Source organism: Mariniradius sediminis (assembly GCF_021491425.1).
Lineage (GTDB): Bacteria > Bacteroidota > Bacteroidia > Cytophagales > Cyclobacteriaceae > Mariniradius > Mariniradius saccharolyticus.
The window spans coordinates 103,567-130,551 of the sequence record NZ_JAKEVZ010000003.1 but is presented as its reverse complement, the minus strand read 5'-3'; the positions used below and the strand labels follow the sequence as shown (position 1 = coordinate 130,551).

Sequence of the window (26,985 nt, the reverse complement as noted above, 5' to 3'; positions counted from 1 at the left end):
GGTTATAACTTATTGGTACGGCTTATCAACAAGTGATCCGCCAAAACGAGCGCCGCCATCGCTTCTACGATCGGGACCGCCCGCGGCACTACACAAGGATCATGGCGGCCCTTTCCCGAGACAACCACAGATTCGCCCGACTCGTTGACGGATTCTTGATCCTGCATGATCGTGGCAACTGGCTTGAACGCGACATTGAAATAGATATCCTCGCCGTTTGAGATACCGCCTTGGATTCCACCCGAGTGGTTGCTTCGGGTGCGGACGCGGTCGCCCTCTTGGTAAAAGGCATCGTTATGTTGAGACCCACGCATCTTCACGCCTTCGAAGCCGCTTCCATATTCAAAGCCCTTTACGGCATTGATACTCAGCATGGCTTTCCCCAGATCTGCATGGAGACGGTCAAAAACCGGCTCTCCCAAACCTACCGGTGTACCCTTGACCACACAACTCACGATACCGCCAATGGTATCCCTATCCTTCCTCACTTGGTCAATCAGCTCGATCATCCGATCGGCCGTCTCCGAGTCAGGACAACGAACGATATTATCCTCGGTCTTTGCTAAATCCAATTCTTGGTAAGACTTCCCTAATTTCAAGTCACCGACTTGGCTTACGAAAGCCTGAACGGTGATTCCATAGTGCCTTAGAAACAACTTTGCGATAGCTCCTGCCGCTACCCGAGCGGCCGTTTCCCTCGCACTGCTGCGGCCTCCACCCCTGTAGTCACGGACTCCGTACTTTTCGAAATAGGTAAAATCGGCATGGGAAGGTCTGAATTTGTCGGCAATATGGCTATAGTCTTTACTTTTCTGGTCGGTATTCATGATAACCAAGCCTATGGGCGTACCCGTGCTTTTGCCCTCAAATACCCCGGAAAGGATCTGGAATTCGTCCTCCTCTTTTCTTTGTGTTGTGATTTTGGACTGACCGGGCTTTCGCCGCTGCATTTCTTCGCGGATAAAATCCTCATCAATCGGCAGGCCTGCAGGACAGCCTTCAATGATGACTCCAAGGCCCAATCCGTGGGATTCCCCAAAGGTGCTGATTCTGAAAATTCTCCCGAATGAATTACCCATTGCCTTTTCTCATAATCAGGACGGCCAGCAAAATCACCGATCCGACCAATAATAAATTCATCAAAACTGAAAAATAGTACTTATATCGCTTGTTTGAAAGTTTGTTGTTTTCCACATCGATCAAATCATAAATGCCGCCCAAGCGCTGATTGGATATCGCTTGGTTGACCTTGGAATCCCCGCTGACGTTGATGATTGCCTTGGGGCGGAGCGTATCGTACTTGGCGGTCACCGGATTGAAGTATATCCAGTCAAAATAGTCCGCCAATTTCACTTGGCCCGGTTCATTGATGGTCATATAGTAATTAAACTCCTTGATTCCTGTGACACGCCCGTTACCGCGGTTGATTTGCTGTCGGACGTTGGGGTCGTAGGTATTGAGAAGATGGATTTGTTTTGTTTTTGGGGGATTGATGGAATTGATGTTTCCTTCCCCACTGATACCAAAATTGTACGTGAACCCTTCTCCAGTTTGGGCTTCAAATTCCTGAATATTTTCCCTAAGTTGGAAAACGCCGACACTAACCTCATTGCGAAGTGGATGAGGGGGAAGTGGCCTCACCTTTATCTTTTTGGCCGAAGAATAAAACTTCTTGAAATCCTCCAAGCGATTGGCTCCAAAGAAAGTCGGGTTCTTCGCTACTTTGTACTTGATCATTTCCCAAGAAATGGCCGGAATGGTGATTTCTCCTTCGGAAAAAGGGAAAAAGGTGGCCTCGTACACTTTGTACTTGATCCAATTTTTGCCGTTGAAGCTAACACGTTCGGGTTGGATATTGGTAATATTGAAGTTTTCCTCCCAGGCATTTGAAGGCTTCATTTTTTTCAAAATCTCATCCAGTTGCCTTCCGGGCTCATAGAACTGGAATGGAGCCTGGTTGGTCTCAGACATGTAGAATGCCAGACTAACGTTCAAACCCTCCCCTACGAATATCTCCTCCTTGTCCACCGTGGACGCAAAAAATGCATCATCCTCAATTTCGATAAATTCCGGCTCCTCGGGCGTAGCTCCAAAAAGGTCATTGAAGGGGTCAAACACATTGGACTGGCGCTGGGCCCCACGGGGGTCGCCGACCGTGATTGTCTTGCCGGGAGAAGTATAATCAACACCATTAATCTTGATGCTAAACCGACCCAAGGTAAATTCCCCTTTCTTGGTGGGTTTGTAATATTGAATAATGGAATTGGTGCTGCTCACCTGTCCGTTGATGACATTCATCGAGGAAGATTGCGACAAGCCCTGCTTTTGGAAACTCGGAATGTCCGGAAATTCGTCGTAGGACTTGATTTTGTCATTTGAAATAGTGACCTTAATGCTGAAAGTCTCGTTCAGACCTATTTCGCTCGGTCCCAGTTCAATCGTCACCTCTTGGGCCTGGGCAAAATTTAACACCCAAAATAATACCAATACAGTACCGACAATCGTTTTCAACATGGTAGGCAAATCAATAAGGCCTGCAAAATAGCTTTATATTTTAAACGCAACAAACCTATTTACGTGTCGTAAAACTAGGCGTTGCCAATTCTTTTCACCTTAAACTGTTTGACATATGCTAGAGTACGTGAAGACAATTTTGACGAAAGTAAGTTTCGACAAAAAACTATTCGAAAAAGAATTGCGGAAGGCGCTGAATCTTCTGATGCCCGCCGAAATCCAAGAGTTTAAAGAATGGTGTTACCAGAAATTTTCCAGAAAATATCAGCCCGTATTAGACAAGTATTTTGTCGCTTTGGCTGGTTAATACATACTTAAGCGCCATTTAATCCAAAATTGGATGGCGCTCAAAAGGCTTATTGGGGTCAAACAAATACCGGTAGGTGACCATCCGTCGGGTTTGGTTGGCCCCTAAATTTTTTGAGATATTCAGCATCTTGGGATTGAAATCACCCTGCCAATAAAGTTCGAGGTCTTTGTAATGGGTTTTTGCTTTGATGACTTTTTCGGCTTCCACAATCATAAAATAATCTACGCCCTTGCCCTGAAACTCTGGCACTACACCAAACACCAATCCAACAAACTTCTCCATCTTGCTAAACTTCTGAATAAGGAAAAACTTCAGCTTCGCCCAAAGGTTGAATTGGCCATTGAGATGCTTGACAATTTGGTTGATGTCAGGAAGATTGACCCACATCGCAATCGGCTCATCGTGGTGGTAAGCAAACCAAATCAGGTATTCGTCCATCACCGCGCTCATGGATTTAAGCATTTTCAGCGCCATCTCTGGAGTGATTTCCTTGTTGCCTTGGTGCTTCGCCCAGGCCTTGTTGTACACAATACTTAGATCCTTGGCAGCCTGAGGCAATTGGGACTTGTTGATGTGTCTGACATAATACTCCCCTGTGTCAGCTATTTTTCTGTGGGCCTCATAAAACTTCGAATCCAGCTGACTGGCTGAATCTGCCACTTTGAGTCCCCAACATATTTGATTGAAGAAAACCTTGAATCCGTAATTTTCAAACAAGCGCTGATAGTAAGGGGGATTGTAGTTGGTATTGTAGATGGGCGGCTCAAATCCCTCCACCAAAAGACCCCACCATTTGTCGCGCTCGCCGAGGTTGATGGGACCGTCCATAGCCTCCATGCCGTGTCCGGCCAGCCAATTCTTCGCTTTGTCAAACAGCAGATTCGCCACTTCCTGTGAATCCACCGAATCAAAAAAACCAATACCTCCAACTGGCACATCGTCTCCCTTGCTTTTGTATTTCGGGTTGACAAATGCGGCAATTCTACCAACAAGATCTCCCTTTTCATTTTCAAGCACCCATCGTACGGCCTTAGACGTACGGAGCAGGCGATTTTTCTTCGGGTCAAAAACCTCCAAAATATCCTTGTCAAACGGCCTTATCCAATTGGGATAAGGCTGGTTTATCCGGACATGAGCCATCAAGAAATCTTGCTCGTCACGGGGCGTGGTTATTTCTCTAAGTTTCATTGGGTGGTGCTTGGGGATACAAATCTATCCAATAAATCTGGGTTAACCTTGATTTTCACCTTGCTTCATCTAACCCGTGTCAAATCAAATATTCTTCGACATAAAACTAAAATTAAGCATAAAATTTTTTGTTATAGCAGCAGGATTAGTTTTATTGCGCTCAATTCCTCTTGACCCATGTCACACCAATCGTCCTACAAAACAGTCTTGTTTGCCAGCCGATTTTTCACGTATACATTATTGCTAGTCGGTTTGTGCCTGCCGGCGAAGGCTCAGCAACGTGAAAAGAAAAACAGCGACTACATCCTATTGATGGACACCGTCCACTTCAACGGATACATCGAAAAATTGCCCAGCAAAGCTTTTTCCGAGATCAATTTCAAAAAATTTAAAAGGGATATTCCGACTACCTACCGCATCGATGAAGTCTCTGAGTTCAGGTATAACGATCGGCTTTTTTTCCGAAGAACCGTCGATGGCGAAAGTGTATTCTTGGAATACCTACCGTCCGATAACCCCAATTTTAAGGTCTACAGGCGACAAGGTCAAACCTCCTCCTATTACATCGAAAATCCAAAATCCGGAGAACTCAAGCTCCTGGACGAAAGCTACAAAGAAACACTTGCCGAGGAACTCGACAATCCTTTGGTGGCAAATCTGATCGCACTTACCAACCGGAATGAGTTTTCGCTTCCCTATTTGCTTCAAAACGACCACAAGGTCACCAAGCCGCGGACGTTTTCAAAGCCGATTTCGGTCATACCCTTCGTAGGAACCGGGGCTGGAAATGTCCAAATACCGATTGAATTTCAGAACGCCACAGTCGAGCAATCGATGATGCTGCTGACGGGCGGGATAGGCGTAGAAGCTTTCCCCAATTTTCGGCGCAATCTGTCGGTTTCCTTTATGCCGTACCTAGCAGGCTTCAATTCGACTGGCTTTCATACGATGACCGTCAGGCCAAATGAAGTATTTGAAACAGACATCAGCCTGACTTGGATCGGTGTTCAGCTTCCAATTTCGGCACGGTACTACCTTGACCTCAAGCCCCAAGTGCTGCGGCTTTATACTGAAGTCGGTTATACGCTCTCCATGACCCTCAGCCAACAGTCTATCCAAACCGGGGCCTTGGTCAAGCCCGCAGAGGTGCGAATGGACAACAGACCCGTATCCATTGCCGAGCAGCACCGAGGAATGGTTTACGGAATTGGCCTTGATATCATTCCGCTCAAGGCACACGTCGGCATCAAGAGCAATTCCCTAACAGGCCAGAAGATTGATAGCAAAATCACCTTCATCAATTTACAGATAGGATATAGATTCTAAGTATATGGAAAAGAGAATCAGCTATTTCATCATCAGCCTATGGCTGGTAATTGGCGGGTGCCAATTGGATTCGACCGTCACGGAGCGGGATTATCCGCTGATCAAAAGCCTCGCCGTCACGGAGATTGACGGTACCGGTGCGACGGTGGAGTTTGAGATATTGAAAGAAGGGACGGCGACTGTGGACGCATATGGGGTGGAGTATCGTTCTCAAGCAGCCTATGACAACTTTACTTTTACCGAGGAAAACACCGGCAGCCCAAAATCAATAAACCGCATTAGATTAAAGTACGACTTAGTCAAAGATCAAGTATATGTAGTGACTCCTTTTGTTAGAAAAGGACAACAAATGATTCGAGGCGAGGCGCTTGAATTTACCAGTAAAGGAATACAGGATGCTAGCGTGACATCTGTTACTCCAAGTCGCTTGCTTGCATGGCACGATGTGACGATTGAAGGGGACTTTTTCCCTTCTGATCCGCGCCAAGTTGAGGTTAAGATTCAGGGATTAGAAGAGTTGTTTCAGATCAAAATGATTTCAAGCGAAAGGAAGAAAATTGTTTTTGAAGCGAATAGAATTGGTAGTCAGGCCTTCCCTACAGAGTTATTCGGAGAAAAATTCGACTTGGTGCTCCGTTTGTATGGATCGGCATTCAGATTTCCCGGAGTCTTCGAACTGGATGCGCCGACGATTGTATCTGTAGACAAGACCTCAGTCAAAGTGGGTGAAACAGTAAGTTTTTCTACGTCTGAACCAACTGAATGGGTCAACAACGCACACTTGGTACCGGAGGAAGGATTCGGATCTATCGGCATAACAGTCGAAAAATCAGGACAAAACAATTACTCATTCAGATTTCCAAACGTCAAAGCAGGAAAGTACAAACTCAGACTAAAGCCAATACTATGGGAGGACTTCGTAGAATATCCTGAACCCATAACTGTTTTGTCAAGCTGGGAGTTGGCGGCGACGATAGACCCAAATACCCACCACTTCACCCATTTCGAAAACTTCGGAGAAACTGTATTTGGGGTGAATCAAGACCAATCCACCGTAAGTTTTTTTGATCACTTGTCCGGAAATTTATCGTTTTGCTGTCGACTACCCGAGAATCCAAAACCGAGAGATATAGCCGGCTATGGATTCTTGTATTTAAGAAACGAAAATGCGATCTATTATGGTCTTGGGGGATACTATCCGGCAAACTCCGAAGATTTGCTCAGATATACCGACTTTCACAAGTTTGATTTGGATTCAAAGAAATGGACAAAACTGCCCGACATGTCTGAAGGACCCACTTTTGTAAATAAGATTTTTGAGTTAAACGGACTCATTTACGTCGTATTTCTAAACAGGGAAAGTTACTTTTATTTCAATCCTTCGAATCAAACCTGGATCGACACGGGCATTTTAGTACCACAAGAATTCAAAGATTCCCAAGCATATGCCATCGCTAATAATAGAGTCTATTTTTTGGGTCGATCCTTCGAGCAAAGCCAGTTGATTATTCGTTCTTTGACAATCGGAACGGAACCCATCCCTGTGTCATCCGGTACATGGTATGATAGAGATGGTCAGCCTTCCATGGTTGGATTTCAAAATCAATTATTTATATCGGATGGAAGCAGAGAAATCTTCAGATTAAACCTCACGGACAACAAATTGACACCCTTACAATCAATCCCTTTTGTAGAAAGGAGGAGAGGCAAACTATTTGTGATCGAAGGAAAAATCTTTTTCGGCCTTCCTGATGCCAGGGTCTATCCAGAACAATTCGAACTACACAGACTACTTGACTAACCTTCCCTGCTTTCAACAAACCAAACATTCCTCCTCAAGCCGCTCCATTTGCTACGCTTGAGGGGGGATTTGGCGAAGACCTGCTGGAATACTTCTTCGGTGATTTCCAGCCATTCGCGCTTGCCCATATTCGCCAAATCGGGGCTCGGCTCAAAAAGCGGCTCCCTGTGCGGCTTCGAAAACCTGTTCCATGGACAGACATCCTGACAGATATCGCAGCCAAAAATCCAGTTCTCCATTTTCCCCTTGAACTCGGCGGGAATGTTTTCCTTCAGCTCGATGGTCAGGTAAGAAATGCATTTGGATGCATCCACGACACCATCAGCCACGATGGCATCCGTCGGACAAGCGTCGATGCAGCGGGTGCAAGTGCCGCAATAGTCCTTGACCATCGGCGGGTCAGGGCTGATTTCCACATCGACGATCAACTCTGCGAGGAAAAAAAAGCTTCCCATATCCCTGTTGAGCAACAGGCTGTTTTTTCCCAACCAACCCAATCCGGACTTCTGCGCCCACTGACGTTCCATTACCGGGGCGGAGTCGACAAAGGCCCTTCCACCGATCTCGCCGATTTCCTTTCGGAGGTTTTCCATCAGGGTCTTGAGTCGGTCTTTGACCACCAAGTGGTAGTCTTGTCCATATGCATACTTGGCGATCTTGAGGTCTTCGGGGCCCTCGGGAAGCCTCTTCCCAGGGAAATAATTGTAAATCAATGAAATCACGGACTTGGCACCCTCGACCAGCTTGGTCGGATCCAGGCGCTTGTCAAAGTGGTTGGCCATGTAGGACATCTGGCCGTGAAAATTCTTGTTGAGCCAGGCTTCCAACTTTGGCGCCTCCTCCTCCAAAAAACCCGCCTTGGCAATGCCACAAAAATCAAAGCCCAAGCTTTTGGCTTGGGTCTTGACGATCTGGGCATATTTTTCGGCAAGGCCGTCCATTCTATCCTAAATTTCCGTGTCAAACAAAGTTCCCATTCCTCCCCCGAAATTGGGTTTGATCTTCAGGTGCTTGTAGGCGAGTTCGGTGGCCATTCGACCGCGGGATGTCCGCTTCAGGTATCCTTCTTGGATCAAAAACGGTTCATATACCTCCTCGATCGTTTCGGATTCCTCGCCGCAGGCAGTAGCGATGGTCCCTAAACCTACCGGGCCGCCCTTGAATTTTTCGATGATCGTCAGCAGGATCCTGTTGTCCATTTCATCAAGGCCATTTTCATCCACATCGAGTGCCTGTAGCGCAATCTTGGCGATCTCCAGGGTAATCTTCCCGTTGCCTTTGATTTCGGCGAAATCCCTGGTCCGACGCAGGAGCATATTCGCGATGCGTGGTGTCCCCCGGCTTCTTCTCGCAATCTCAAAAGCAGCTACCTCATCGATCGGTGTTTGCAATATCCCCGCAGACCGCGTCACGATGTCCGTCAGCAACTTGGCATCGTAATACTCCAGCCTTGAATTGATCCCAAACCTTGCCCTCAACGGAGAAGTCAGCAATCCTGACCGTGTGGTAGCGCCGATGAGTGTGAATGGATTCAGGGAAATCTGCACCGAGCGGGCATTGGGACCTGAGTCCAACATGATGTCAATCCTGAAATCCTCCATTGCCGAGTAGAGGTATTCCTCCACAACGGGATTGAGGCGGTGGATCTCGTCAATGAAAAGTACGTCTCCCGATTCCAGATTGGTCAAAAGTCCCGCCAAATCGGAGGGTTTGTCAAGAACAGGCCCTGAAGTGATTTTGATACCCGCTTCGAGCTCGTTGGCAATGATATGGCTCAGGGTGGTTTTTCCCAAGCCGGGAGGTCCATGCAAGAGTACGTGGTCGAGCGGTTCATTTCTCCGCTTTGCAGCCAAGACAAAAACCTTGAGGTTCTCTACAATTTTATACTGACCCGTGAAGTCATCAAAGCTCAAGGGGCGCAATGCCCGTTCTATCTCCCGGTCAGAGGAATTCATTTTACTTTTGTCACCACTCAAATAATCTTCTCTCATACTTCCGGTTGGCCTATCTGCAAATATAGAAAAATCGGGGCAAGCTACTGCCTCCCATTTCCTCGTCCGACATTCTGCAATCGAATTGCATTTGATGTTTGGATTTGGAACTTTGTTTGGAAAATAAGCCTTAACTTTCGAGAAAATTCCATGTCATGCGTTCCAACGCCAACAAGAACATCATTTATTCCATAATCCTCTTGTTTTTGGTAGCCATCGTTTGGCTTTACAGACAAAACAAGCAGGAAAAGCCCGCATCTGAGGAACAGGAGACAATTACCGGAAAGGTAACGCTCACAGGAAACACCATGGGCACTACCTATCGAATCGTGTATTTGGATGCAGAGGAGCGCAATTTCCAACAGGCAATCGATTCGCTCCTCGGTGTTTTCAACCAATCCTTATCAACCTACATTCCGGACTCGGAGCTGAGCCGCCTAAATCAGGGAGATTCATTGCGCTTTGGACTGCCCTATTTTCTGCCGGTGCTGATTGAGAGCAAAAAGGTCTTTGAGGAAACTGGAGGCGCATTTGACCCAACGGTCGGGCCCTTGGTAAATCTCTGGGGTTTTGGTCCGGGAGGACCCCAACTCAAGGATAGCGTTAATATCGAGGAAATCCTTAAACTCGTCGGATTCAACCATATCCAGTTTGATTCCATTTCAGTCCGGAAAACAAAACCGGGGATTTACCTGGACTTTTCGGCCATCGCAAAAGGCTACGGTGTGGATGTGGTCGGGGATTTTCTCGCAAATAATGGCATATCAAATTTCTTGGTCGAAATCGGGGGAGAGCTTGTCGCGAGGGGCACCAATGAAAAAGGCGAACTCTGGAAAGTCGGAGTCAATAAGCCGGAAGAATTGGGACGGTCAGATGACCTGTTCAGCATTCTCGCACTCAACAACCAAGGAATGGCCACCTCGGGAAACTACCGCAACTACTACGAAGTAGACGGACTGAAAATATCCCATACGATCAATCCGGCAACCGGCAGACCTGTGTCGCATGGATTGCTCAGCGCAACCGTGGTGGCGGAAAACTGCATGCGGGCAGACGCCATGGCCACGGCTATGATGGTCGTGGGAACAGAAAGAGCCATCGCGCTGCAAGAACAATTGAAGGATTTTGAAATCTTCCTGATCTTCAACGACTCCCTCGGCCAAATGCAGTTCCACGCGAGCGAAGGGATGAAACCTTATCTTTCATTTCCTACAAATTGACACATACCCATCACCTATTGAACCAAACCTAGATGCTGTTCAATTTTCTCCTGTTGTTTTTTACTGCGCTGCTAGCTGGTGGCTTGGCATACTTCATCCCGAGTTGGGAGGAGCGATACTTCAAACTTGTGCTCGTATTTGCTGGCTCATATCTGTTTGCGATTACGGTATTGCATATTTTGCCAGAGCTGTTTATGGAATCATCCGATCCGACACGGATGGGTTTGTACATACTATTGGGTTTCTTATTGCAGCAGATTTTGGCCTTGCTGTCGACAGGCGTGGAGCATGGGCATATCCATCATCCCGACCATGACCATCACCACGGCGTGCAGGTGGGGGTTTGGACAATCATGATCGGGCTTTTTCTCCATGCATTTTTGGAAGGCACGCTCCTGACTGAAACTGGCGAAATATTGGGTCATTCCCATGATCACGACCATGAAGGACATCACCACCATCACAGCCATGGTAATGGAAATCTCCTGTTAGGCATCTTGCTGCACAAGGGCCCCGAAGCATTTGCTTTGGTAGCCGTGCTGATGAGCAGCATCAAGAAGCGTTGGGTATTCGCATTGTTGGTCGTATTTGCCTTGGCTTCCCCGCTCGGTATGTTGCTGAGTAATTTTCTTTACGAAAGCAAGATCATGGAAAAAGAGGCCTTGAGTATTTTCTACGGCATGGTCGCCGGGGGATTCCTGCATATTTCCACGACGATATTTTTCGAAAGCAGTCCCGACCATCGCTTCTATCTCAACAAGGTTTTGATCAGCATGGCAGCTTTTGCTTTGGCGGTGGCGCTGGAGATGGTGGTTTGATCTGTTTTCCGGTACCCGCCATTTCCTGTTGAAAACACCCGGCGAAAGGTTAGGAGAAATCTGTGTTTTTTGCAAATTCAAATAGTCCAAAGAAAAAATACGCCCACAGAATATTTGCCAAGGGATTATTTCCCCTGGAACGACTCCCCATCCCATTTCATTTGGAAATATCGAATTTAGGAGGAAAATTACCGATTGGATATTGTTTTTAAACCAATCCTTCCCCATACCATGGATCAAAATACCTCCAAGAAGCTTTATTGGCGCAAAAACCTTCAAACGCTATTTTCCCTGCTCCTGATTTGGTTTGTTGTCTCGTTTGGGTTTGGGATTATTTTGGTCGAACCGCTGAATGCCATCAAACTCGGCGGGTTCAAGCTAGGTTTTTGGTTTGCCCAACAGGGCTCGATTTACAGCTTCGTGATCTTGATTTTTGTCTACGTGTACCGGATGGACAAGCTGGACAAGGAATTTGACGTCAACGAAAACTAAGGCATCGCTATTTCGATATGGATATCATCACCTGGACCTATATACTCGTTGGTGCTTCGTTTGCACTCTACATTGCCATTGCCATTTGGACGCGCGCAGGCTCGACAAAGGAATTCTACGTGGCCGGTGGCGGCGTGTCGCCTTTAGCAAACGGCATGGCAACCGCAGCGGATTGGATGTCGGCCGCTTCCTTTATCTCGATGGCAGGGATTATTTCATTTGCGGGTTATGACGGTTCGGTGTACTTGATGGGCTGGACAGGTGGATATGTACTCCTGGCATTGCTGTTGGCACCATACCTTCGGAAATTCGGAAAATTCACGGTGCCGGATTTTGTCGGAGATCGGTACTATTCCAACAAAGCCCGTGTCGTGGCTGTGATCTGTGCACTTTTCATCTCATTCACCTACGTCGCTGGACAGATGCGCGGCGTGGGAATTGTTTTCTCAAGGTATTTGGAAGTCGATATCAACACTGGCGTGGTTATCGGAATGTGTATCGTGTTTTTCTATGCGGTTTTAGGCGGAATGAAAGGCATCACCTACACGCAGGTGGCCCAATATTGTGTCCTGATTTTCGCCTATATGGTTCCGGCGATTTTTGTCTCGATGCAACTGACCGGCAATCCCATTCCACAAGTAGGACTAGGCGGTACAGTGGCCGACGGCAGCGCACTTTTGGACAAGCTTGACGGAGTACTTCAGGAATTAGGCTTTGCAGCTTACACTTCCGGCCGAAAAGGAATGGTGGATATGTTGGCGATTACCCTTGCGCTGATGGTCGGCACTGCGGGACTGCCTCATGTAATCGTAAGGTTTTTCACGGTGCCAAGGGTCAAAGACGCCAGATTATCGGCAGGATATGCGTTGATTTTCATCGCCATTTTGTACACGACAGCCCCAGCGGTAGCGGCATTTGGGATTTACAATGCCATTGATACCGTTGTCGAAAAACCGATCGATGAGCTTCCAGCATGGATGACCAACTGGCAAAAAACAAACCTGATCAAAGTGGACGACAAAAACGGTGATGGCGTCGTCCAATACCTTGCTGACCCCGGTGCCAACGAACTGACGATTGACAAGGACATCATGGTACTCGCAAATCCCGAAATAGCGAACTTACCCAATTGGGTCGTGGGATTGGTGGCAGCTGGCGCGATGGCTGCTGCACTGTCCACGGCTGCGGGCTTGCTTTTGGTCATTTCCACCTCGGTTTCCAGGGATTTGTTCCGAACCTTCAACCCAAAAATGTCCGAAAAGAAAGAACTCCGAATTGCCCGGCTTGCAGCGGCAGGGGCCGTAATTTTGGCGGGGTATTTTGGCGTAAATCCTCCAGGCTTTGTGGCGGAAGTGGTGGCTTTTGCCTTTGGACTGGCGGCGGCATCGTTCTTTCCCGTGATCATCATGGGAATTTTTTCCTCCCGAATGACCAAGGAAGGAGCAATCGCGGGAATGCTTTGCGGGCTTGTGTTCACGATGGCCAATATCGTTTACTTCAAGTTTGTGGCTCCTGAGATGAACAGCGCCGAAAACTGGTGGTTTGGCATATCGCCGGAGGGGATTGGCTCTATTGGCATGTTGATCAATTTCGTCGTGTGTATGCTCGTTTCGAGATTTACCCCGGCACCCCCACAGGAAGTCCAAAGGATGGTAGAGGAAATTCGGATTCCGAGAGGCGCCGGACAGGCTACGGGACATTGATCCCCCACACTTATTTGATCCATTGATTCTGTCCTTTGGGTGAAATTTGTCCAGATTTTGCCTACAAATCCCTTATTTTAGCATCCAGCCTTAACAAAAACCAAAATACCAGACACCATGAGTGATAGAATACATACGCTGAGCGGCTATTTTTACGAATATCAAAAATCCGTCACCGAGCCCGAAAACTTTTGGGCGAGAATCGCCGATTCCTTTTATTGGAGGAAGAGATGGGACAAAATACTCAAGTGGAATTTTGAAGGGCCGAGCGTCAAGTGGTTTGTCAACGCCAAGTTGAATATCACAGAGAATATCTTCGAAAAAAACCTCTTCACCAACGGAGACCGGACCGCGATCATTTGGGAGCCCAGCGAGCCGGGAGAATCAGCGCGCCATATCACGTATGCAGAATTGTACCGCGAAGTCTGCAGGTTTTCGAACGTACTGCTCTCAAAAGGAATCGGTAAAGGTGACCGGGTAATCATCTATATGCCCATGATTCCGGAAGCAGCCGTGGCGATGCTTGCCTGTGCACGGATCGGGGCAATTCATTCGGTGGTGTTTGCCGGATTCAGTTCGACCGCGCTTTCGGACAGGATCAATGACTGCGAAGCCAAAGCGATCCTCACTTCGGATGGCAATTTCCGTGGCAACAAAAAAATCCCTGTCAAGGCCGTAGTCGATGAGGCTTTGGAAAAGTCCTCCGTCGAGACGGTCATCGTTTGCAGAAGGACCGGCCAAGAGGTCACCATGAAACCCGGGAGGGATTTTTGGTGGCATGAGTTGATCAATGGCGCCTCAGAAAAACATGTAGCGGAAGAAATGGACAGCGAAGATCCACTCTTCATCCTCTATACTTCTGGATCCACGGGCAAGCCAAAAGGCGTCGTCCATACCACGGGCGGCTACATGGTTTACACCAAATATTCCTTCGAGAATGTATTCCAATATGCACCCGGAGATGTCTACTGGTGCACGGCAGATATCGGCTGGATCACAGGACACTCCTACATCGTCTACGGGCCCTTGCTGGCTGGGGCGACCACGCTGATGTTTGAGGGCGTACCTACCTATCCCGATGCGGGGAGATTCTGGGCGGTAATCGAAAAACACAAGGTCAACCAATTCTACACCGCACCTACCGCGATACGCGCGCTACAAGCCTACGGCACGGACCCCATCGAGCCCTACAACTTGGACTCACTCAAAGTATTGGGCTCGGTTGGCGAACCGATCAATGAGGAAGCTTGGCGATGGTATTATACCCATATCGGCAAATCCCGCTGCCCGATTGTCGATACTTGGTGGCAAACCGAAACTGGAGGGATTTTGGTTTCACCGATTGCGGGGATCACACCCACCAAGCCCGCCTTTGCGACTTTGCCACTCCCCGGTATTCAACTGGCCATCGTGGATGCCGAGGGCAATGAATTGACCGGAAACTCCGTCGAGGGGAATCTCTGCATCAAGTTCCCCTGGCCATCTATGATTCGGACGACTTGGGGAGACCACGAGCGCTGCCGACAAACTTACTTTGCCTCCTACAAAGGCATGTACTTCACCGGAGACGGGGTCAAGCGTGACCACGACGGCTACTACCGGATTTTGGGTCGTGTCGATGATGTGATCAACGTTTCGGGCCACCGCATGGGTACTGCCGAGGTCGAAAACGCCATCAACGAACATCCCCTGGTGATCGAATCGGCAGTAGTCGGCTATCCGCATGAAATCAAAGGACAGGGAATCTACGCTTACGTCATTTGCGACATGTCGCACAGGACAGAAGAAAACCTGATCAATGAAATCAAGGAAACCGTCAGCAAAATCATTGGTCCAATCGCCAAGCCTGACAAAATCCAAATCGTACCCGGCCTTCCCAAAACCCGCTCCGGAAAAATCATGCGCCGCATCCTGCGGAAGGTTGCAGAAGGAAGCTTGGACAACATGGGAGATACCTCTACGCTTTTGGATCCTGAGGTGGTGGAAAAGATTATTGCTGGGAGGAAATAACAAAGAGGAAACAGAGGCCTGGCTGGATTATCTCAGCTAGGCTTTTGGCATCGTGTCTTCCTGTTCTTTATCCGTTTCTATCGAAGACACGATCGAATCAGGTGAATCCATTTCCTGCTTGTAAAAATTGTGAATGCCGACCATATAGGCTATGATGAGTGCCCAAAACAATCGTCGCAGCGGTTGGAGAAATCTGAACGGCTTCATGGCTTGATAGATCTAGATTTTGAAGTAAACAAGTACAGTGCCAAGAACCAAACCTGCCAAATTGGCTAAGGGTCAACAAAGACGGCCTATCTCGAATGTCCAACGTCATCATCAACCGCGTCCAGGAATTCCTCAAAAGGTTCCCGCCGTTCTCCTTCCTCGATGAACGGTCGCTGTCTGCGGTCGCCAGCGCTGTCGAAGTTCGCTACCATGGCCGAGGGGAATACCTGTTTCGCAGGGGCGAACCCGCCCAACAATTCTTTTTTGTGCTGAAGGAGGGACAGGTACATCTTTTGGCGCAGGATGGAATATCGACAAAGGTCGCAGAGGTATGTGATGAAGGTGACGTCTTTGGCGTCTTGGCACTGCTGGGAAAGCGCCCCTACATCCTCGATGCCTTGGCAATCGAGGACAGCTTGGTATATGCGGTTCCGGTAGCAGTTTTTGAGAAGATATTGCAGGAAAACAGCCGAGTAGCCCTATTCTTTGCGGCTGGATTCGCCTCGGGTCAGTTGGTCGTCCGCAAGGACCTTTCCCAGTCACAAAAGGCGCGGACGGCATTCCAAGACATCTCCAAAGACAACGGATTGATGATTTTCACCGGTCAATCTGATTGGCGGTTTTCAAAAGAAGTTCTTACCTGCCCAAGCGGACTAGCTATCCAAAACGCTGCCCGATTGATGGCCGAACGCGGCGTCGGTTCGATTGTCGTGGTCAACGAATCCCACCATCCCCTCGGCATCATTACCGACAAGGACCTGCGCAACAAGGTGGTCGCGGAAGGCCTTAGCATGGCGACACCTGTCGAACAACTGATGAGCAGCCCGGTACTGACCAAAAGCCAAGATGCAGGGTTTTCAGACCTGTACCTCAGCATGATCAAAAACAGGCTGCACCACCTCATCATCACCCAAGACGGAACCGACGGCAGTCCGGTTTGTGGAATCCTTTCCGACCACGATATCTTGCTTTCGCAGGGAAATAGCCCGGCTGTCCTGATACATGCCCTGATGAATACCTGGGACATTCAAGAAATGGCAAAAATCCGCGACCAAGCCGAAAAGCTGCTGAAGTATTACCTCGAAAATGAAGTCTCTATGGACTTTGTGGCAAGTGTGATCACTGAGATCAACGATACGATCATCCAAAGATCGGTGCAATTGGCGGTCGAAAAACATGCTGTTGAATATTCCGAATTCGGTGATCTCAATTTCTGTTTCTTGTCCCTCGGCAGTGAAGGCAGGGAAGAGCAGTTGCTCCGAACTGATTTGGACAACGCAATTGTCTATGAGGATGTGTCTGATTCGGATGCCGAAAAAGCGCAGGCCTACATGCAGCTGATCGGCCAGGAAGTGATAGAAAGCCTGATGGCATGCGGATTTCGAGCCTGTCCCGCTGAAATGATGGCCAATAATCCCCAATGGTGCCAACCAGTTTCCGCTTGGAAAAAGTATTTCTCCGACTGGATCCTCAGCCCAAATCAAAAAGCTTTACTCAACGCCACGATCTTCTTTGACTTCAGGCCGGTCTACGGAGAAAAGTCCCTAGCCACAGCACTAAGCTCCCATATCTACCAAGAGATCGCGGATCGAAATATTTTCCTCAATTTCTTGGCAAAAAACGCGCTCACGAATCCCCCACCTTTGGGCTTTTTCAAAAACTTCCTCGTCGAGAAATCGGGGGAACAAAAGGATAAGTTCGATATCAAATTGCGGGCAATGATGCCATTGGCTGACATTGCGCGGTTGCTGGTATTGAGCCACAGAGTGGTTGGTATCAACAATACCTTCAAGCGCTTCGAGAAGTTGGCGGAACTCGAGCTCAATTATGTCGAATTGATGCAGGAAGCAGGCAAAGCCTATGAAATACTCATGCGGATGCGGGCGATCGAGGGTCTGAACACCCAAACCGATGGCCGCTATATTGACCCGGGAAGCCTTGGGAAATTGCAACGACAGCTGTTGAAAAATGCTTTTGCTCCGATCGATGAGCTGCAGAAGATCGTGCAGGTTCGGTACCAACTGGATTTTTTCAAGGGCTGATATGGGCTTGCTCGACTTCCTATTCCCAAAAAGAATCCATAAAGCCGATTTTGTTCGGCATTACGAAGATGCGTTCTCAAAGCCGATTTCACCGCTACGGAAAATACCCCAACTCCAATTTACCGTTTTGGACACAGAAACCACAGGTTTGGATATCCGCAGGGATGAGATTCTTTCTTTTGGAGCGGTAAAGGTGAAAGGATACCTGATTGAGGTGAAGGATTCTATCGAACTCTATTTGGATACGGAGAAATTCAAAAAAGAATCCGTTGCCGTCCACCAAATCCTGAATCCATCAAATCCCCTGTCAAAACTCGGATTTGCAGAGGCTTTTTTGGCATATATCGGGACGGATATCTTGGTGGGCCATCATCTTGGATTTGATATCCAAATGCTGGAAAAAACGCTTCGTCCATTTGGGCTCGCCAAATTCCTGAATCCCTTACTCGATACACATAGCCTGGCACTTCGCTTGGAGAAAGGGCCCTTCGCCCAAAAAATACCCATGAAGCCTGGAGAATATGCCTTGGACGAAGTTTGTGCCCGTTATGGAATACCGCTGGACGATCGGCATACAGCCGCAGGCGACGCTTTTCTCACCGCCCAACTGCTGATGAAGCTGTTGAAACTGGCTGAGCAAAAGGGCATTGCGGATTTTCGAAGCTTGATTCGCTGACAACTTAGTACCTAAATCCCAGTTTCAGCCCACCATAGTAATTTCTCCCTGGCGCGGGCTGGAAGAATCTTCCTGCCAAGGCATTCAGGTCATTGCCAAGACTGTAGGCTTCATCCAGTAAATTGTCCACGCCGGCATACAGCTCCAAGTCCCAGCTCGCACCCAACAGATACCTCCATCCCAAACGCGCACCAAGAAGGTTGTAGGAATCCTGAAATACGGTATTGGCATCATTGAGCGGAATCGAATCCACATAATGGTGGGTGACATTGGCATACAATCCAAACCTGCTCCTGATATCCAACATATTGACCAAGGAATTTGGAGCAACTCCGGTCAGTTGGTTGCCCGAGAAATCATTGCCCCCACTTTCGTAGTCTGAAAAATAGAAATAATGGCCCGTGAACGCATGGGCCAACTTGATCTCTTGGATCCTAGTGGCTTGATTTCTCAGCAGCGCATAATCCAAAGAAACCTCCACGCCTTTTTGGTCGGTTGCCCCGGCGTTTCGAAACAAGACCACTCCTTGGTCATTGGTATAGGAAGTGATGGTTTCCGAAAGCCTGAAATAAAATGCTGTCGCATCCAGGTTGAAAATCCCAAATGAGCTTCGATAGCCCAGTTCATAATTGATGCCGCGCTCGGCTTGCAGGTCCAGGTTGATGCTTCCCTCATTGGTACGAACTTCAGCTACGGTCGGCGGCGAAAATCCCGAGCTGACACTGGCATGGATTCCCGACAGCTCGTTGAGCTTATAGACAAATGCCAAGCGGGGGACGAAAGCCGGGTCAAACTTTTTGGTGTTGTTGGATGGATCGTTGGGACCGGCATCCACGGTACGATTGATTTGGTAGCGGGTAAAATTCTCGCTAAAGCCCAGCGTCATGATCAGCTTTTGTGTCCAATCAATCTCGAATTGCTGGAAAAGAAATGCCTGCGTGGTCTGTAGCTCGTCCGAAAAACGGATCGTATCCGCTTGGCCGCCACGGTTGCCAAAATTCTGGGCAGATGTTTTTCCCAATTGGTATTCAGCTCCTACCACAAACCTCACGGGCATCCCAGCCCATCTGTCCTGAAAGTTGAATTTGGTACGGCCGCCGTAGCTGAAACCCGTCTCTTTCTTGTAGTCAAGGATAAAAGGGTTTTCAAAATCGTTGGTGTTGATGTAAAGCGCCGTGGTATTTTGGACTTTGTCAGTCAGTCGATACCGGTGGCTGAGCGTACCGTAAAGGGTTTTTTGTGCAATGGAACTGTTTTGTGCCATTGAGCCCGGTCTCGCCTGTTGGCGGTTTTCATTCACCTGCGTTTGGTTGAGCGCTCCGGGAATTTGGTAAAACAAATCTGCGTACAGGATTTGGGTGGAAATGGACTGCCTTTCCGAAGGATTGCTGTGCAAGGCGAGTTGGAAAACCTTCCGGTCCATGGCGCTATGTTCCCGGTAGCCATCTGATTTTTGGGAAACAAAAGAAGCGCTGACGCCACCTTTCTCGGTTTTTTGATCAATGCCTATCCTGTACCTCCTTAAGCCAAAATCCCCGACTCCAAAATCCGTCGAAAGCAGATTTTGTTCGACCTGCTTCCTGCTTTCCATGCTGATGACGCCGCCATTCCCCGCGCCGAAGATACTTCCCGCGGGGCCTTTGATGATCTCCGTGTTTTGGATGTTGGAAAGGTCCAGCAGGTTCATGGCCGTGGTACCGTCCGGCGCGGTGTAGGGCACATCGTTCCAATAAACCTTCACATTGCGCACACCAAAAGGAGACCGTAGGGCACTTCCCCGTATCGAAATACGGATGCTTGCCGGCGCTCTTTCTTCAACCCGAATACCTGGCTTGGTGTTGAAAGCCGAGAGAAACGAATTCTCGTTGAAGCGGTACAATTCCATTTCGCGCACCTTGCTGATGGCACCTGCCTGATGCGTGATGGGCCTTTCCGACTCAAAACCCTGCACAATCACCTCGCCGAGGGAATTTAAGGCAGGAGAAAGCAAAATCTCTATTTGACCTTGATTTGGGTCAATTTGTATACTGTAAGTCTGATAAGCGATATGTGAAAAAGTGACGGCAACCGATGAGGAAATATTCAAAATTACTTGCCCATTTTGATCGGAAATCTGGTTGGAGCCTCCTTGGATTTTGACCACGACGCCGGGAATCGTTTCCTTCGACTGTGCATCCCGCAATGTCAACAGGGTCTGGGCAAAAGCACTCCAATTCAAAATGAACAAACAGAAAATCAACCAATACTTCATGGGTGGAATTTTTGGGAAAGGTAAAGAGAAACGCAAAGCTGGGGAACAAAAAATGGAGGATTGGTGGTATTGTCGGACTTAGTGCCTGATTTCAAATGGCAGAAAAAAATCCCGAAGGCGGTTTTATTCATCTCCAACGTTCAAAAAACAAAAACCCCCGGATTCCTCCGAGGGTTTTCAAATTTTTAATGACAAGCAATCTTCTTTACCCGATTCTCGTGCCTTCCGCCCTCAAATTCGGTTGTGATAAACAGCTTGGCCATTTTTTCAGCCAAATCGTAGGACACAAACCTCGCAGGTATAGCAATTACGTTGGCGTCGTTGTGCTGACGGGCAAGCGCTGCCAAGTCCTCATTCCAACAGAGCGCGGCGCGGATGCCTTGGTGCTTGTTGGCGGTAATGGCCACGCCGTTGCCACTTCCGCAAATGACGATTCCAAGGTCAAACTCTCCCTGTTCTATCGCCGTTGCCAAAGGATGCACATAATCCGGATAATCGACGGAAGCATTGGAAAAGGGTCCAAAATCCTTGACCTCGTATCCAGCTTCCTGCAATGCAAGAATCATTTTATTCTTGTACTCGAATCCGGCGTGGTCCCCACCGATGGCGATTTTCTTAGGCATTGTCATTGTATTTGAGGTTCTCCAGGCGTTCTTTCTCCGCTCTCTTTTTTTCCAGTCTCTTGGCAATCATAATCCCGACTTCGTAAAGTACCAAAATTGGCATTGCAATCAACAACTGTGAAATCACATCCGGCGGTGTGATAATTGCCGCCACTATTAGGATTACAACAATCGAATGACGTCGATAAGTTTTCAACATTGCCGAAGTAACCAAGCCCGACATGGACAGGAAATAGATTACCACTGGAAGTTGGAACATGATCGCTGATGCCAAAACCAGCATTACCAACGTATTGACATAAGATGTAATATCAAATTCGTTGAGGATCGTGGGATCCAACTGGTAGTTGGCCAGGAAGTTGATCGAAAGCGGGGCTAGGATAAAGTATCCAAATGCTGCACCTGCAAAGAATAGCAAGCTAACAAAAAACACCGCACCTCTCGCTGCCTGCTTTTCTTTACTGTAAAGGCCAGGGCTGATGAATTTCCAAAACTCCCAAAAAATATAGGGGAACGAAATCACCAATCCCACCACCATACTTGAGGTCAGGTGCATGGAAAACTGCCCCGTCATCTGACGGCTTTGGATCGTAAACGGAAGCGTATCGATACAAAGAGCGGTAATCCCAAAATAATCTGCGACCTGGCACAAAACCCTGTAGGTGATAAAATCAACCTTGGAAGGACCAAGAATGACTTGCCCAAACACAATCCCCTTTGAAAGGAACGCAACAATGGTCAGAATCAAAATCGCAGCCAGCGATCTCAAGAGATGCCAACGCAATTCCTCCAAATGGTCCAAAAAGGACATGCCTTCCTCTTCCTCGTCTTTATACTGATCTAGCGCCACAGATGAAGGATATAATTAATACAACGGAAACTGGATCATCCAATCATTCACTTCCTTCTTGATGGAAGCGAGGACACTATCATCAGCGTGATTGTGGAGTGCCTTGTCAATCAGGTGGACGATCTTCTTCATATCTTCCTCTTTCAGCCCCCGCGTGGTGACGGCAGCCGAACCGACCCTCATGCCTGAAGTAACGAAGGGTGAACGGGTATCAAAAGGAACCATATTTTTATTGATCGTAATATCGACTTTGCCGAGCGTCTCCTCAGCCAGTTTTCCGGTGAGGTCTTTGTTGCGGAGGTCAATCAGCATCAAGTGGTTGTCAGTACCTCCGGAAATAATCTGGTAGCCCAAGCTTACAAAAGTCTGCGCCATGACAGCGGCATTCTTTTTCACTTGGAGGATGTAGGCCATGTAGTCGTCTGACAAAGCCTCCTCAAAGGCAACGGCTTTCGCCGCGATGATATGCTCCAACGGTCCACCTTGGGTACCTGGAAACACGCCGGAATCCAAAAGTGAAGACATTTTCCTCAACTCTCCTTTTGGGGTCTTTAGCCCAAACGGATTGTCAAAATCATCCCGCATCAGGATCAATCCGCCTCTTGGTCCCCTCAAAGTCTTGTGCGTGGTAGTCGTGACGATATGGCAATGATCCAATGGATCATTCAGCAAGCCCCTCGCAATCAATCCCGAAGGGTGGGAAATATCCGCCAATAGCAATGCGCCCACTTGGTCAGCGATGTCCCGGAGTCTCTCGTAGTCCCAATCCCTGCTGTATGCAGAGGCACCACAGATGATCATTTTTGGCTTTACGGCCAAGGCTTTAGCCTCTACTTTGTCATAATCGATGACGCCGGTTGCTTCCTCCACACCATAAAAATGTGGCTGGTAAAGTTTCCCGGAGAAATTGACCGGTGAACCGTGGGTCAAGTGACCGCCATGGGAGAGATCGAAACCAAGGATCGCATCACCGGGATTGAGGCAGGCAAGAAAAACTGCGGCATTGGCCTGTGCTCCTGAGTGCGGCTGCACATTGGCCCAAGTCGCACCAAAGAGCTGCTTGGCGCGGTCGATCGCAATCTGCTCGATTTCGTCTACCACCTCACAGCCTCCGTAATACCGCTTTCCGGGCAAGCCCTCCGCATATTTGTTGGTCAATACGGTCCCTGCGGCTTCCATTACCTGCTTGGAAACAAAGTTTTCGGATGCAATCAATTCGATGCCTCTTCGCTGCCGGTTTTCTTCCTTCGAGATGAGGTCAAAAATCACTTGGTCTCTTTTCATGGGGGGAATTTCAATTCAGCGCCAAAAATAGCTTTAACCAATGGATAATCCAATGAAAGAAAATAAGAATCCCACCGTCCAAACAGAAGGTGGGATTCAGAAAGTACTTGACAATTGATCAAAACGGTATCCTCACATTCAGCGCAATGTTTCTACCCATTTGGTTGATGCCGAAAGGGCGGAAAAGGGACATGTGGTCGAGGTAAGTTTTGTTGAGCAAGTTGGTGCCAGACAAATACACATCCAGCGTATTTTTACCAATCTCAATGTTGCCCCCCACGTTCATCCCCAATAGATAATATCCGGGCGTCGCTTCTTCCAATGGCGCGGCCCTGTTCTGGTCAAAAATCCATGAGCCCAAAACGCTGATATAAGGACGCTTGATCGCTCCCATATCCTGCAGCCTGAAATCCACCGATTGGATCCAGCGGAATGCTGGAATATAGGGCAAATAGCTCCAGTCATCCCTTCTTTGGCCGATGACCATGCTGTACGAAGTCGTGAATCCAAACCATTTGGCTTGGGTCGGGTTCAGCTCAAACTCCAACTCAGAGCCATATAGCCTCGCATCCGCCTGCTCAAACTCCCAGATATCGAGGTTGCCTTCCATTTCCCCGGTAGGCGCAAAGAAGATGTAATTGTCGATAAAATTGTAGAAAACCTCCCCCGAAAGCGCGAAGCCCTTTCCGGCATAGCGGATCCCAAAATCGGTCTGGATATTCTGCTCGCGTTGGAAAGAAGCATTTCCCCGCTCAAACCTGCTGGTGCCGGGATGTACGCCGTTTGAGAACAGCTCCGCCAAATCAGGCGCACGGAAACCTTGGGCCACATTGGCTCTGAATCTCCAATGGCTGTTGGGTCGGAAAGTAGCGCCACCGCTTGCAGTGAAGCCGTCAAACTCCCGTGTCAAGCGTCTATCCTCAGGTTCTCCGGGAAGTATAAATCCAAAATCTATAAAATGCTGCGCCGAAGCGTCTGCAACTACTTTTCGGTAGTCATAGCGCAATCCGCCCTGTAGGACCCACTTGTCTTTGTTGTAATTCAACAATCCGTACAAAGACCTGTCGTCCTTCGTGGCATCTGGAATCAGAAACTCCTGGGCATTGGCGTAGTTGATATTTTTGAAGTAGAAACCCTGTACACCAACGATCGCTTCCAAATGGGGATTGATAGACTTGAAGTATTTGATGTCATAGAGGAAGTTGTTGATCTTCAATCCCAAATCCACTACATCTGGGCCGCTTTCTACTTCTTCGCGGAAGTTCATGTGATATCCGAAGGTGGCCTTGAGCTTGTCTTCTCCCAAAAACACATTTGTTTCAGAATTGAAAAAATGGTCAGTGACATCTTGGTAGGGTACTTGTGATTTGCGGTCTCCGCGCGTGGTCACCAGTTCATCCAAAATGTCCGGCTCCATAATGCCAAGTTTTTGTTTTAGATAGGTATACCGCAAGCGTGTATCTCCCCATTTTTTCTGCAAACCCACCCCAGTTTTGAAGTTTTGGGTATTGAATCGCGTATTTCCAATGGCCCGCCCATCGCCATCCAAGTAGTCTGCATGGGATTCTACTGCACCCCTTGCGGACCACACAAAGCCGTTAGTGGTAGCTCCCTTGACACCCAAATCAGAGCGAAGCCCAAGGGAATTGCTGTAGGCGCGCAGGTTAACGTCGCCTTCGACATCGCCCAGGGCAGCGTCTTTTTCCTCGATCAGATTGACTACTCCGGCCATCGCGCCCGAACCGTAAATCAGCGACGCAGGGCCTTTGATCATTTCAACATTTCCGATCCCTGTTTCACTAAGGCCCAAACCATGGTCGGCTCCCCATTGTTGGTTCTCGAACCTTCCTCCTTGATACACAGACAATACCCGACTGAATGAAAGTCCCCTGATGACAGGCTTGCTGATTCCAGGTCCAAGTGATATCTCACTCACGCCGGGAGTCCTTGTCAATGCCGTCATCAAACTCGGTGCAGGAGCCTTGAGTATATCTGCACGACCCAGTTTTTCGATCGAAATTGGCGAACTCTCCTTGCTCATGACATAGGCGCCGGAAATTACCACTTCGTCCATGTTGGCGATGTCTTCCTCGAGTTGGATGACGATTTCATCCATGTTTGCCTTTGCTTCAATCCTCTTCACAATCGTCCCATAACCCACAAAGGAAACCTGGACCGTAAGGTTTTTTTGTGGCAAGGATGTGATCGTAAATGTCCCGTCGAGGTCAGTTACGGCACCCCTGTTGAGCTCGGGAATAAATACAGTAACGCCTGGGATCGGGGAGTTGCTGGTTTTATCGACTACCCGACCCGATAATTTTAAATCTTGTGCAGCCAAAGCGCTCAAAGTAATGAACACCATGGCGAGAGCCAGTATAATTCTCATTGCTTGGGAATGAACAGATAAATTGGGGATGGAAAAAACGAGGATTACCTTTCACAGGATCAACCCAAAAAAGAATCAAGCCCTGGCGGGTGGGCCTCGGTGTTCAAATCCGACCTGAGTTTGAAGGTCAATATCCGATGTAAAAAAAACGGAACCTGGCACCACAGGAGTAAGCACTATCTCCGGCACCGGAATCTCTAAAACAAAGAAGTCGTATTCCGCATCCGAAATCAGATCCAGCGTGATCAATTCCGTGTCCGTATGCCCGTGGTCCGGTAAAGATTCCTGCTCTTCGGTCAGAATCGGGTGGGCATGGGTGATGATCTTTCCGTTGGCCAACTCATGCGAGTGAAAAAACAATACGCCGTTGGCCAACACGCTCAACATCAATGTTAAGCAGAAGTGGCTGAATGCAGGCAGTATTTGTCTAAACGTGCTCACAATGCGAATTTTTCAATTAAACAGGGCAAATATAGTAAAATCGATAACTCACAACGGAGGACTTTGGTTTATTTTACGGACGGGAATAATGACTGATAAATTGAAAAAAATATATGATTGATCCTGATTTTCAACCACTAAGCTATGGAGGCGAAAAATACCAGCCCGTCCTCATCGCCAAGTTGCACTACCCCGAAAGCCAATGGGGAGAAGACATATCACTTTATGTGACAGAAACCGAAGAGGGCTTTGCCTTTGAAGCTATCGACTTTTATGGCAATGACATTGTGCTTGAACCAAGCACTTCGCAGCAACCGCTGCTAATCAAGAAGATGATCTGTATGATCGAAACAATGAAACCTGCCGACGAAAACCCTTCAGGAAACCTTGAACTGACGCTGTTGGGAATACCGGAGGTTGTGAGTGATTTCTATCCCGGACTTGGTGACTATTTTTTTTCCAAGCGAAAAAGACTGGGACTAGATTGAAGAAAGACGCAATAGCACATTCGGAAACACGATGCTCGTATTTTAGTCAACAAGAGAACTCCCAAACTAAAAATCCAGAATCGTCTCGTAGGTGAAAGTCTGGATGTGGTGCGTTTTGAACCAGTAGTCGTAAGTCTCGAAAGGGATACAGTCATTGAGGTCCATGCCCTGGAATCTTACCTTTTGGATGGACTGAGGCGGCAACCAACTCCGAAGGTCGGTTGCCTGGTCGATCGTGAGTTGGGAGAGTTGGACTATTTTCTGGCCGTTTACAACCATCGGGATCAGTCTCATGCTGCTTTCGTTTGGTGATACAAAAGAAACGCAAAATTCTGACTGGAGAGTTATTGTAAATTTACCCTTG

The 26,985-nt window shown here is 48.1% G+C and carries 24 protein-coding genes; 11 read left to right on the top strand and 13 right to left on the bottom strand.

Features of this window, described 5'->3' with window-relative positions:
• Positions 1-2: 2 nt before the first annotated feature.
• On the bottom strand, positions 3-1,079 hold the full coding sequence (aroC, locus tag L0U89_RS05060) for a chorismate synthase (RefSeq protein WP_234860538.1): 1,077 nt from the start codon (positions 1,077-1,079) through the stop codon (positions 3-5).
• Complete coding sequence (locus L0U89_RS05055; protein WP_234860537.1) at positions 1,072-2,514, bottom strand: BatD family protein; 1,443 nt, start codon at positions 2,512-2,514, stop codon at positions 1,072-1,074. Before L0U89_RS05055 ends, aroC begins: the two co-directional genes overlap by 8 nt.
• Before the next feature lie 115 nt (positions 2,515-2,629).
• Here L0U89_RS05055 and L0U89_RS05050 point away from each other — a divergent pair, with 115 nt between their 5' ends.
• Positions 2,630-2,821, top strand: a complete 192-nt coding sequence (locus L0U89_RS05050; RefSeq protein WP_008627831.1) for a hypothetical protein — start codon at positions 2,630-2,632, stop codon at positions 2,819-2,821.
• A gap of 18 nt (positions 2,822-2,839) precedes the next feature.
• On the opposite strand, the gene L0U89_RS05045 is transcribed toward L0U89_RS05050, so the two are convergent.
• The gene (locus L0U89_RS05045; protein WP_234860536.1) at positions 2,840-4,012 is read right to left on the bottom strand and encodes a hypothetical protein; all 1,173 of its coding nucleotides are present in this window, start codon (positions 4,010-4,012) and stop codon (positions 2,840-2,842) included.
• A gap of 177 nt (positions 4,013-4,189) precedes the next feature.
• On the opposite strand from L0U89_RS05045, the gene L0U89_RS05040 reads away from it, so the two are divergent.
• Together L0U89_RS05040 and L0U89_RS05035 are read left to right on the top strand one after the other, a co-directional pair.
• Entirely contained in the window at positions 4,190-5,338 is a 1,149-nt protein-coding gene (locus tag L0U89_RS05040) for a hypothetical protein (RefSeq protein ID WP_234860535.1), read from the top strand.
• Between the two features lie 4 nt (positions 5,339-5,342).
• On the top strand, positions 5,343-7,139 hold the full coding sequence (locus L0U89_RS05035; protein WP_234860534.1) for a Kelch repeat-containing protein: 1,797 nt from the start codon (positions 5,343-5,345) through the stop codon (positions 7,137-7,139).
• Here the strand turns inward: L0U89_RS05035 and queG are convergent.
• Together queG and ruvB are read right to left on the bottom strand one after the other, a co-directional pair.
• Positions 7,136-8,080, bottom strand: coding sequence for a tRNA epoxyqueuosine(34) reductase QueG (gene queG / locus L0U89_RS05030; RefSeq protein WP_234860533.1), 945 nt, complete (start codon positions 8,078-8,080; stop codon positions 7,136-7,138). The two genes, L0U89_RS05035 and queG, sit on opposite strands and share 4 nt — an antisense overlap.
• 6 nt (positions 8,081-8,086) lie before the next feature.
• Entirely contained in the window at positions 8,087-9,130 is a 1,044-nt protein-coding gene (gene ruvB, locus L0U89_RS05025) for a Holliday junction branch migration DNA helicase RuvB (protein WP_234860532.1), read from the bottom strand.
• Between the two features lie 155 nt (positions 9,131-9,285).
• Between ruvB and L0U89_RS05020 the strand changes: the two genes are divergently transcribed.
• From L0U89_RS05020 to acs, 5 genes are all read left to right on the top strand, one after another.
• The gene (locus L0U89_RS05020) at positions 9,286-10,350 is read left to right on the top strand and encodes an FAD:protein FMN transferase (RefSeq protein ID WP_234860531.1); all 1,065 of its coding nucleotides are present in this window, start codon (positions 9,286-9,288) and stop codon (positions 10,348-10,350) included.
• Positions 10,351-10,382: 32 nt separating this feature from the next.
• Entirely contained in the window at positions 10,383-11,168 is a 786-nt protein-coding gene (locus L0U89_RS05015; protein ID WP_234860530.1) for a ZIP family metal transporter, read from the top strand.
• A gap of 231 nt (positions 11,169-11,399) precedes the next feature.
• Positions 11,400-11,660, top strand: coding sequence for a DUF4212 domain-containing protein (locus tag L0U89_RS05010; RefSeq protein ID WP_234860529.1), 261 nt, complete (start codon positions 11,400-11,402; stop codon positions 11,658-11,660).
• A 17-nt stretch (positions 11,661-11,677) separates the two neighbouring features.
• Positions 11,678-13,363, top strand: coding sequence for a sodium:solute symporter family protein (locus L0U89_RS05005; RefSeq protein WP_234860528.1), 1,686 nt, complete (start codon positions 11,678-11,680; stop codon positions 13,361-13,363).
• A 117-nt stretch (positions 13,364-13,480) separates the two neighbouring features.
• The gene (gene acs, locus L0U89_RS05000; protein ID WP_234860527.1) at positions 13,481-15,373 is read left to right on the top strand and encodes an acetate--CoA ligase; all 1,893 of its coding nucleotides are present in this window, start codon (positions 13,481-13,483) and stop codon (positions 15,371-15,373) included.
• Between the two features lie 36 nt (positions 15,374-15,409).
• Here the strand turns inward: acs and L0U89_RS04995 are convergent, their stop codons facing one another.
• Positions 15,410-15,580 carry a hypothetical protein gene (locus L0U89_RS04995; RefSeq protein ID WP_234860526.1) on the bottom strand — a complete coding sequence of 57 codons (171 nt, stop codon included), beginning with the start codon at positions 15,578-15,580 and terminating at the stop codon, positions 15,410-15,412.
• A gap of 95 nt (positions 15,581-15,675) precedes the next feature.
• Here L0U89_RS04995 and L0U89_RS04990 point away from each other — a divergent pair, with 95 nt between their 5' ends.
• Both L0U89_RS04990 and L0U89_RS04985 read left to right on the top strand, forming a co-directional pair.
• Positions 15,676-17,622, top strand: a complete 1,947-nt coding sequence (locus tag L0U89_RS04990; RefSeq protein WP_234860525.1) for a DUF294 nucleotidyltransferase-like domain-containing protein — start codon at positions 15,676-15,678, stop codon at positions 17,620-17,622.
• Positions 17,567-18,298 (top strand): 3'-5' exonuclease, encoded by a 732-nt coding sequence (locus L0U89_RS04985; protein ID WP_234860524.1) that lies wholly within the window; start codon positions 17,567-17,569, stop codon positions 18,296-18,298. The genes L0U89_RS04990 and L0U89_RS04985 overlap by 56 nt, the downstream gene beginning before the upstream one ends.
• Before the next feature lie 4 nt (positions 18,299-18,302).
• Here L0U89_RS04985 and L0U89_RS04980 read toward each other — a convergent pair whose 3' ends face one another.
• The 6 genes from L0U89_RS04980 to L0U89_RS04955 all read right to left on the bottom strand — a co-directional run bounded on the left by L0U89_RS04980 (position 18,303) and on the right by L0U89_RS04955 (position 26,133).
• Positions 18,303-20,549, bottom strand: coding sequence for a TonB-dependent receptor domain-containing protein (locus L0U89_RS04980; RefSeq protein ID WP_234860523.1), 2,247 nt, complete (start codon positions 20,547-20,549; stop codon positions 18,303-18,305).
• A 185-nt stretch (positions 20,550-20,734) separates the two neighbouring features.
• Positions 20,735-21,172, bottom strand: a complete 438-nt coding sequence (gene rpiB / locus L0U89_RS04975; protein WP_234860522.1) for a ribose 5-phosphate isomerase B — start codon at positions 21,170-21,172, stop codon at positions 20,735-20,737.
• On the bottom strand, positions 21,165-22,022 hold the full coding sequence (gene tatC, locus L0U89_RS04970) for a twin-arginine translocase subunit TatC (protein WP_234860521.1): 858 nt from the start codon (positions 22,020-22,022) through the stop codon (positions 21,165-21,167). Before tatC ends, rpiB begins: the two co-directional genes overlap by 8 nt.
• 15 nt (positions 22,023-22,037) lie before the next feature.
• Positions 22,038-23,306, bottom strand: coding sequence for a serine hydroxymethyltransferase (gene glyA, locus L0U89_RS04965; RefSeq protein WP_234860520.1), 1,269 nt, complete (start codon positions 23,304-23,306; stop codon positions 22,038-22,040).
• A gap of 118 nt (positions 23,307-23,424) precedes the next feature.
• Positions 23,425-25,692 carry a TonB-dependent receptor gene (locus L0U89_RS04960; RefSeq protein WP_234860519.1) on the bottom strand — a complete coding sequence of 756 codons (2,268 nt, stop codon included), beginning with the start codon at positions 25,690-25,692 and terminating at the stop codon, positions 23,425-23,427.
• A 75-nt stretch (positions 25,693-25,767) separates the two neighbouring features.
• On the bottom strand, positions 25,768-26,133 hold the full coding sequence (locus tag L0U89_RS04955) for a DUF8478 family putative metalloprotein (RefSeq protein ID WP_234860518.1): 366 nt from the start codon (positions 26,131-26,133) through the stop codon (positions 25,768-25,770).
• Positions 26,134-26,246: 113 nt separating this feature from the next.
• Between L0U89_RS04955 and L0U89_RS04950 the strand changes: the two genes are divergently transcribed.
• Entirely contained in the window at positions 26,247-26,621 is a 375-nt protein-coding gene (locus L0U89_RS04950; protein WP_234860517.1) for a UDP-glucuronosyltransferase, read from the top strand.
• Between the two features lie 66 nt (positions 26,622-26,687).
• On the opposite strand, the gene L0U89_RS04945 is transcribed toward L0U89_RS04950, so the two are convergent.
• Positions 26,688-26,915, bottom strand: coding sequence for a hypothetical protein (locus L0U89_RS04945; RefSeq protein ID WP_234860516.1), 228 nt, complete (start codon positions 26,913-26,915; stop codon positions 26,688-26,690).
• Positions 26,916-26,985 lie beyond the last annotated feature (70 nt).

What these genes read in the sequence shown, in the direction of transcription:
- aroC (WP_234860538.1), bottom strand. Translation starts at nt 1,079, where the DNA reads ATGGGTAATTCATTCGGGAGAATTTTCAGAATCAGCACCTTTGGGGAA.
- L0U89_RS05055 (WP_234860537.1), bottom strand. Translation starts at nt 2,514, where the DNA reads ATGTTGAAAACGATTGTCGGTACTGTATTGGTATTATTTTGGGTGTTA.
- L0U89_RS05050 (WP_008627831.1), top strand. Translation starts at nt 2,630, where the DNA reads ATGCTAGAGTACGTGAAGACAATTTTGACGAAAGTAAGTTTCGACAAA.
- L0U89_RS05045 (WP_234860536.1), bottom strand. Translation starts at nt 4,012, where the DNA reads ATGAAACTTAGAGAAATAACCACGCCCCGTGACGAGCAAGATTTCTTG.
- L0U89_RS05040 (WP_234860535.1), top strand. Translation starts at nt 4,190, where the DNA reads ATGTCACACCAATCGTCCTACAAAACAGTCTTGTTTGCCAGCCGATTT.
- L0U89_RS05035 (WP_234860534.1), top strand. Translation starts at nt 5,343, where the DNA reads ATGGAAAAGAGAATCAGCTATTTCATCATCAGCCTATGGCTGGTAATT.
- queG (WP_234860533.1), bottom strand. Translation starts at nt 8,080, where the DNA reads ATGGACGGCCTTGCCGAAAAATATGCCCAGATCGTCAAGACCCAAGCC.
- ruvB (WP_234860532.1), bottom strand. Translation starts at nt 9,130, where the DNA reads ATGAGAGAAGATTATTTGAGTGGTGACAAAAGTAAAATGAATTCCTCT.
- L0U89_RS05020 (WP_234860531.1), top strand. Translation starts at nt 9,286, where the DNA reads ATGCGTTCCAACGCCAACAAGAACATCATTTATTCCATAATCCTCTTG.
- L0U89_RS05015 (WP_234860530.1), top strand. Translation starts at nt 10,383, where the DNA reads ATGCTGTTCAATTTTCTCCTGTTGTTTTTTACTGCGCTGCTAGCTGGT.
- L0U89_RS05010 (WP_234860529.1), top strand. Translation starts at nt 11,400, where the DNA reads ATGGATCAAAATACCTCCAAGAAGCTTTATTGGCGCAAAAACCTTCAA.
- L0U89_RS05005 (WP_234860528.1), top strand. Translation starts at nt 11,678, where the DNA reads ATGGATATCATCACCTGGACCTATATACTCGTTGGTGCTTCGTTTGCA.
- acs (WP_234860527.1), top strand. Translation starts at nt 13,481, where the DNA reads ATGAGTGATAGAATACATACGCTGAGCGGCTATTTTTACGAATATCAA.
- L0U89_RS04995 (WP_234860526.1), bottom strand. Translation starts at nt 15,580, where the DNA reads ATGAAGCCGTTCAGATTTCTCCAACCGCTGCGACGATTGTTTTGGGCA.
- L0U89_RS04990 (WP_234860525.1), top strand. Translation starts at nt 15,676, where the DNA reads ATGTCCAACGTCATCATCAACCGCGTCCAGGAATTCCTCAAAAGGTTC.
- L0U89_RS04985 (WP_234860524.1), top strand. Translation starts at nt 17,567, where the DNA reads ATGAGCTGCAGAAGATCGTGCAGGTTCGGTACCAACTGGATTTTTTCA.
- L0U89_RS04980 (WP_234860523.1), bottom strand. Translation starts at nt 20,549, where the DNA reads ATGAAGTATTGGTTGATTTTCTGTTTGTTCATTTTGAATTGGAGTGCT.
- rpiB (WP_234860522.1), bottom strand. Translation starts at nt 21,172, where the DNA reads ATGCCTAAGAAAATCGCCATCGGTGGGGACCACGCCGGATTCGAGTAC.
- glyA (WP_234860520.1), bottom strand. Translation starts at nt 23,306, where the DNA reads ATGAAAAGAGACCAAGTGATTTTTGACCTCATCTCGAAGGAAGAAAAC.
- L0U89_RS04960 (WP_234860519.1), bottom strand. Translation starts at nt 25,692, where the DNA reads ATGAGAATTATACTGGCTCTCGCCATGGTGTTCATTACTTTGAGCGCT.
- L0U89_RS04950 (WP_234860517.1), top strand. Translation starts at nt 26,247, where the DNA reads ATGATTGATCCTGATTTTCAACCACTAAGCTATGGAGGCGAAAAATAC.
- L0U89_RS04945 (WP_234860516.1), bottom strand. Translation starts at nt 26,915, where the DNA reads ATGAGACTGATCCCGATGGTTGTAAACGGCCAGAAAATAGTCCAACTC.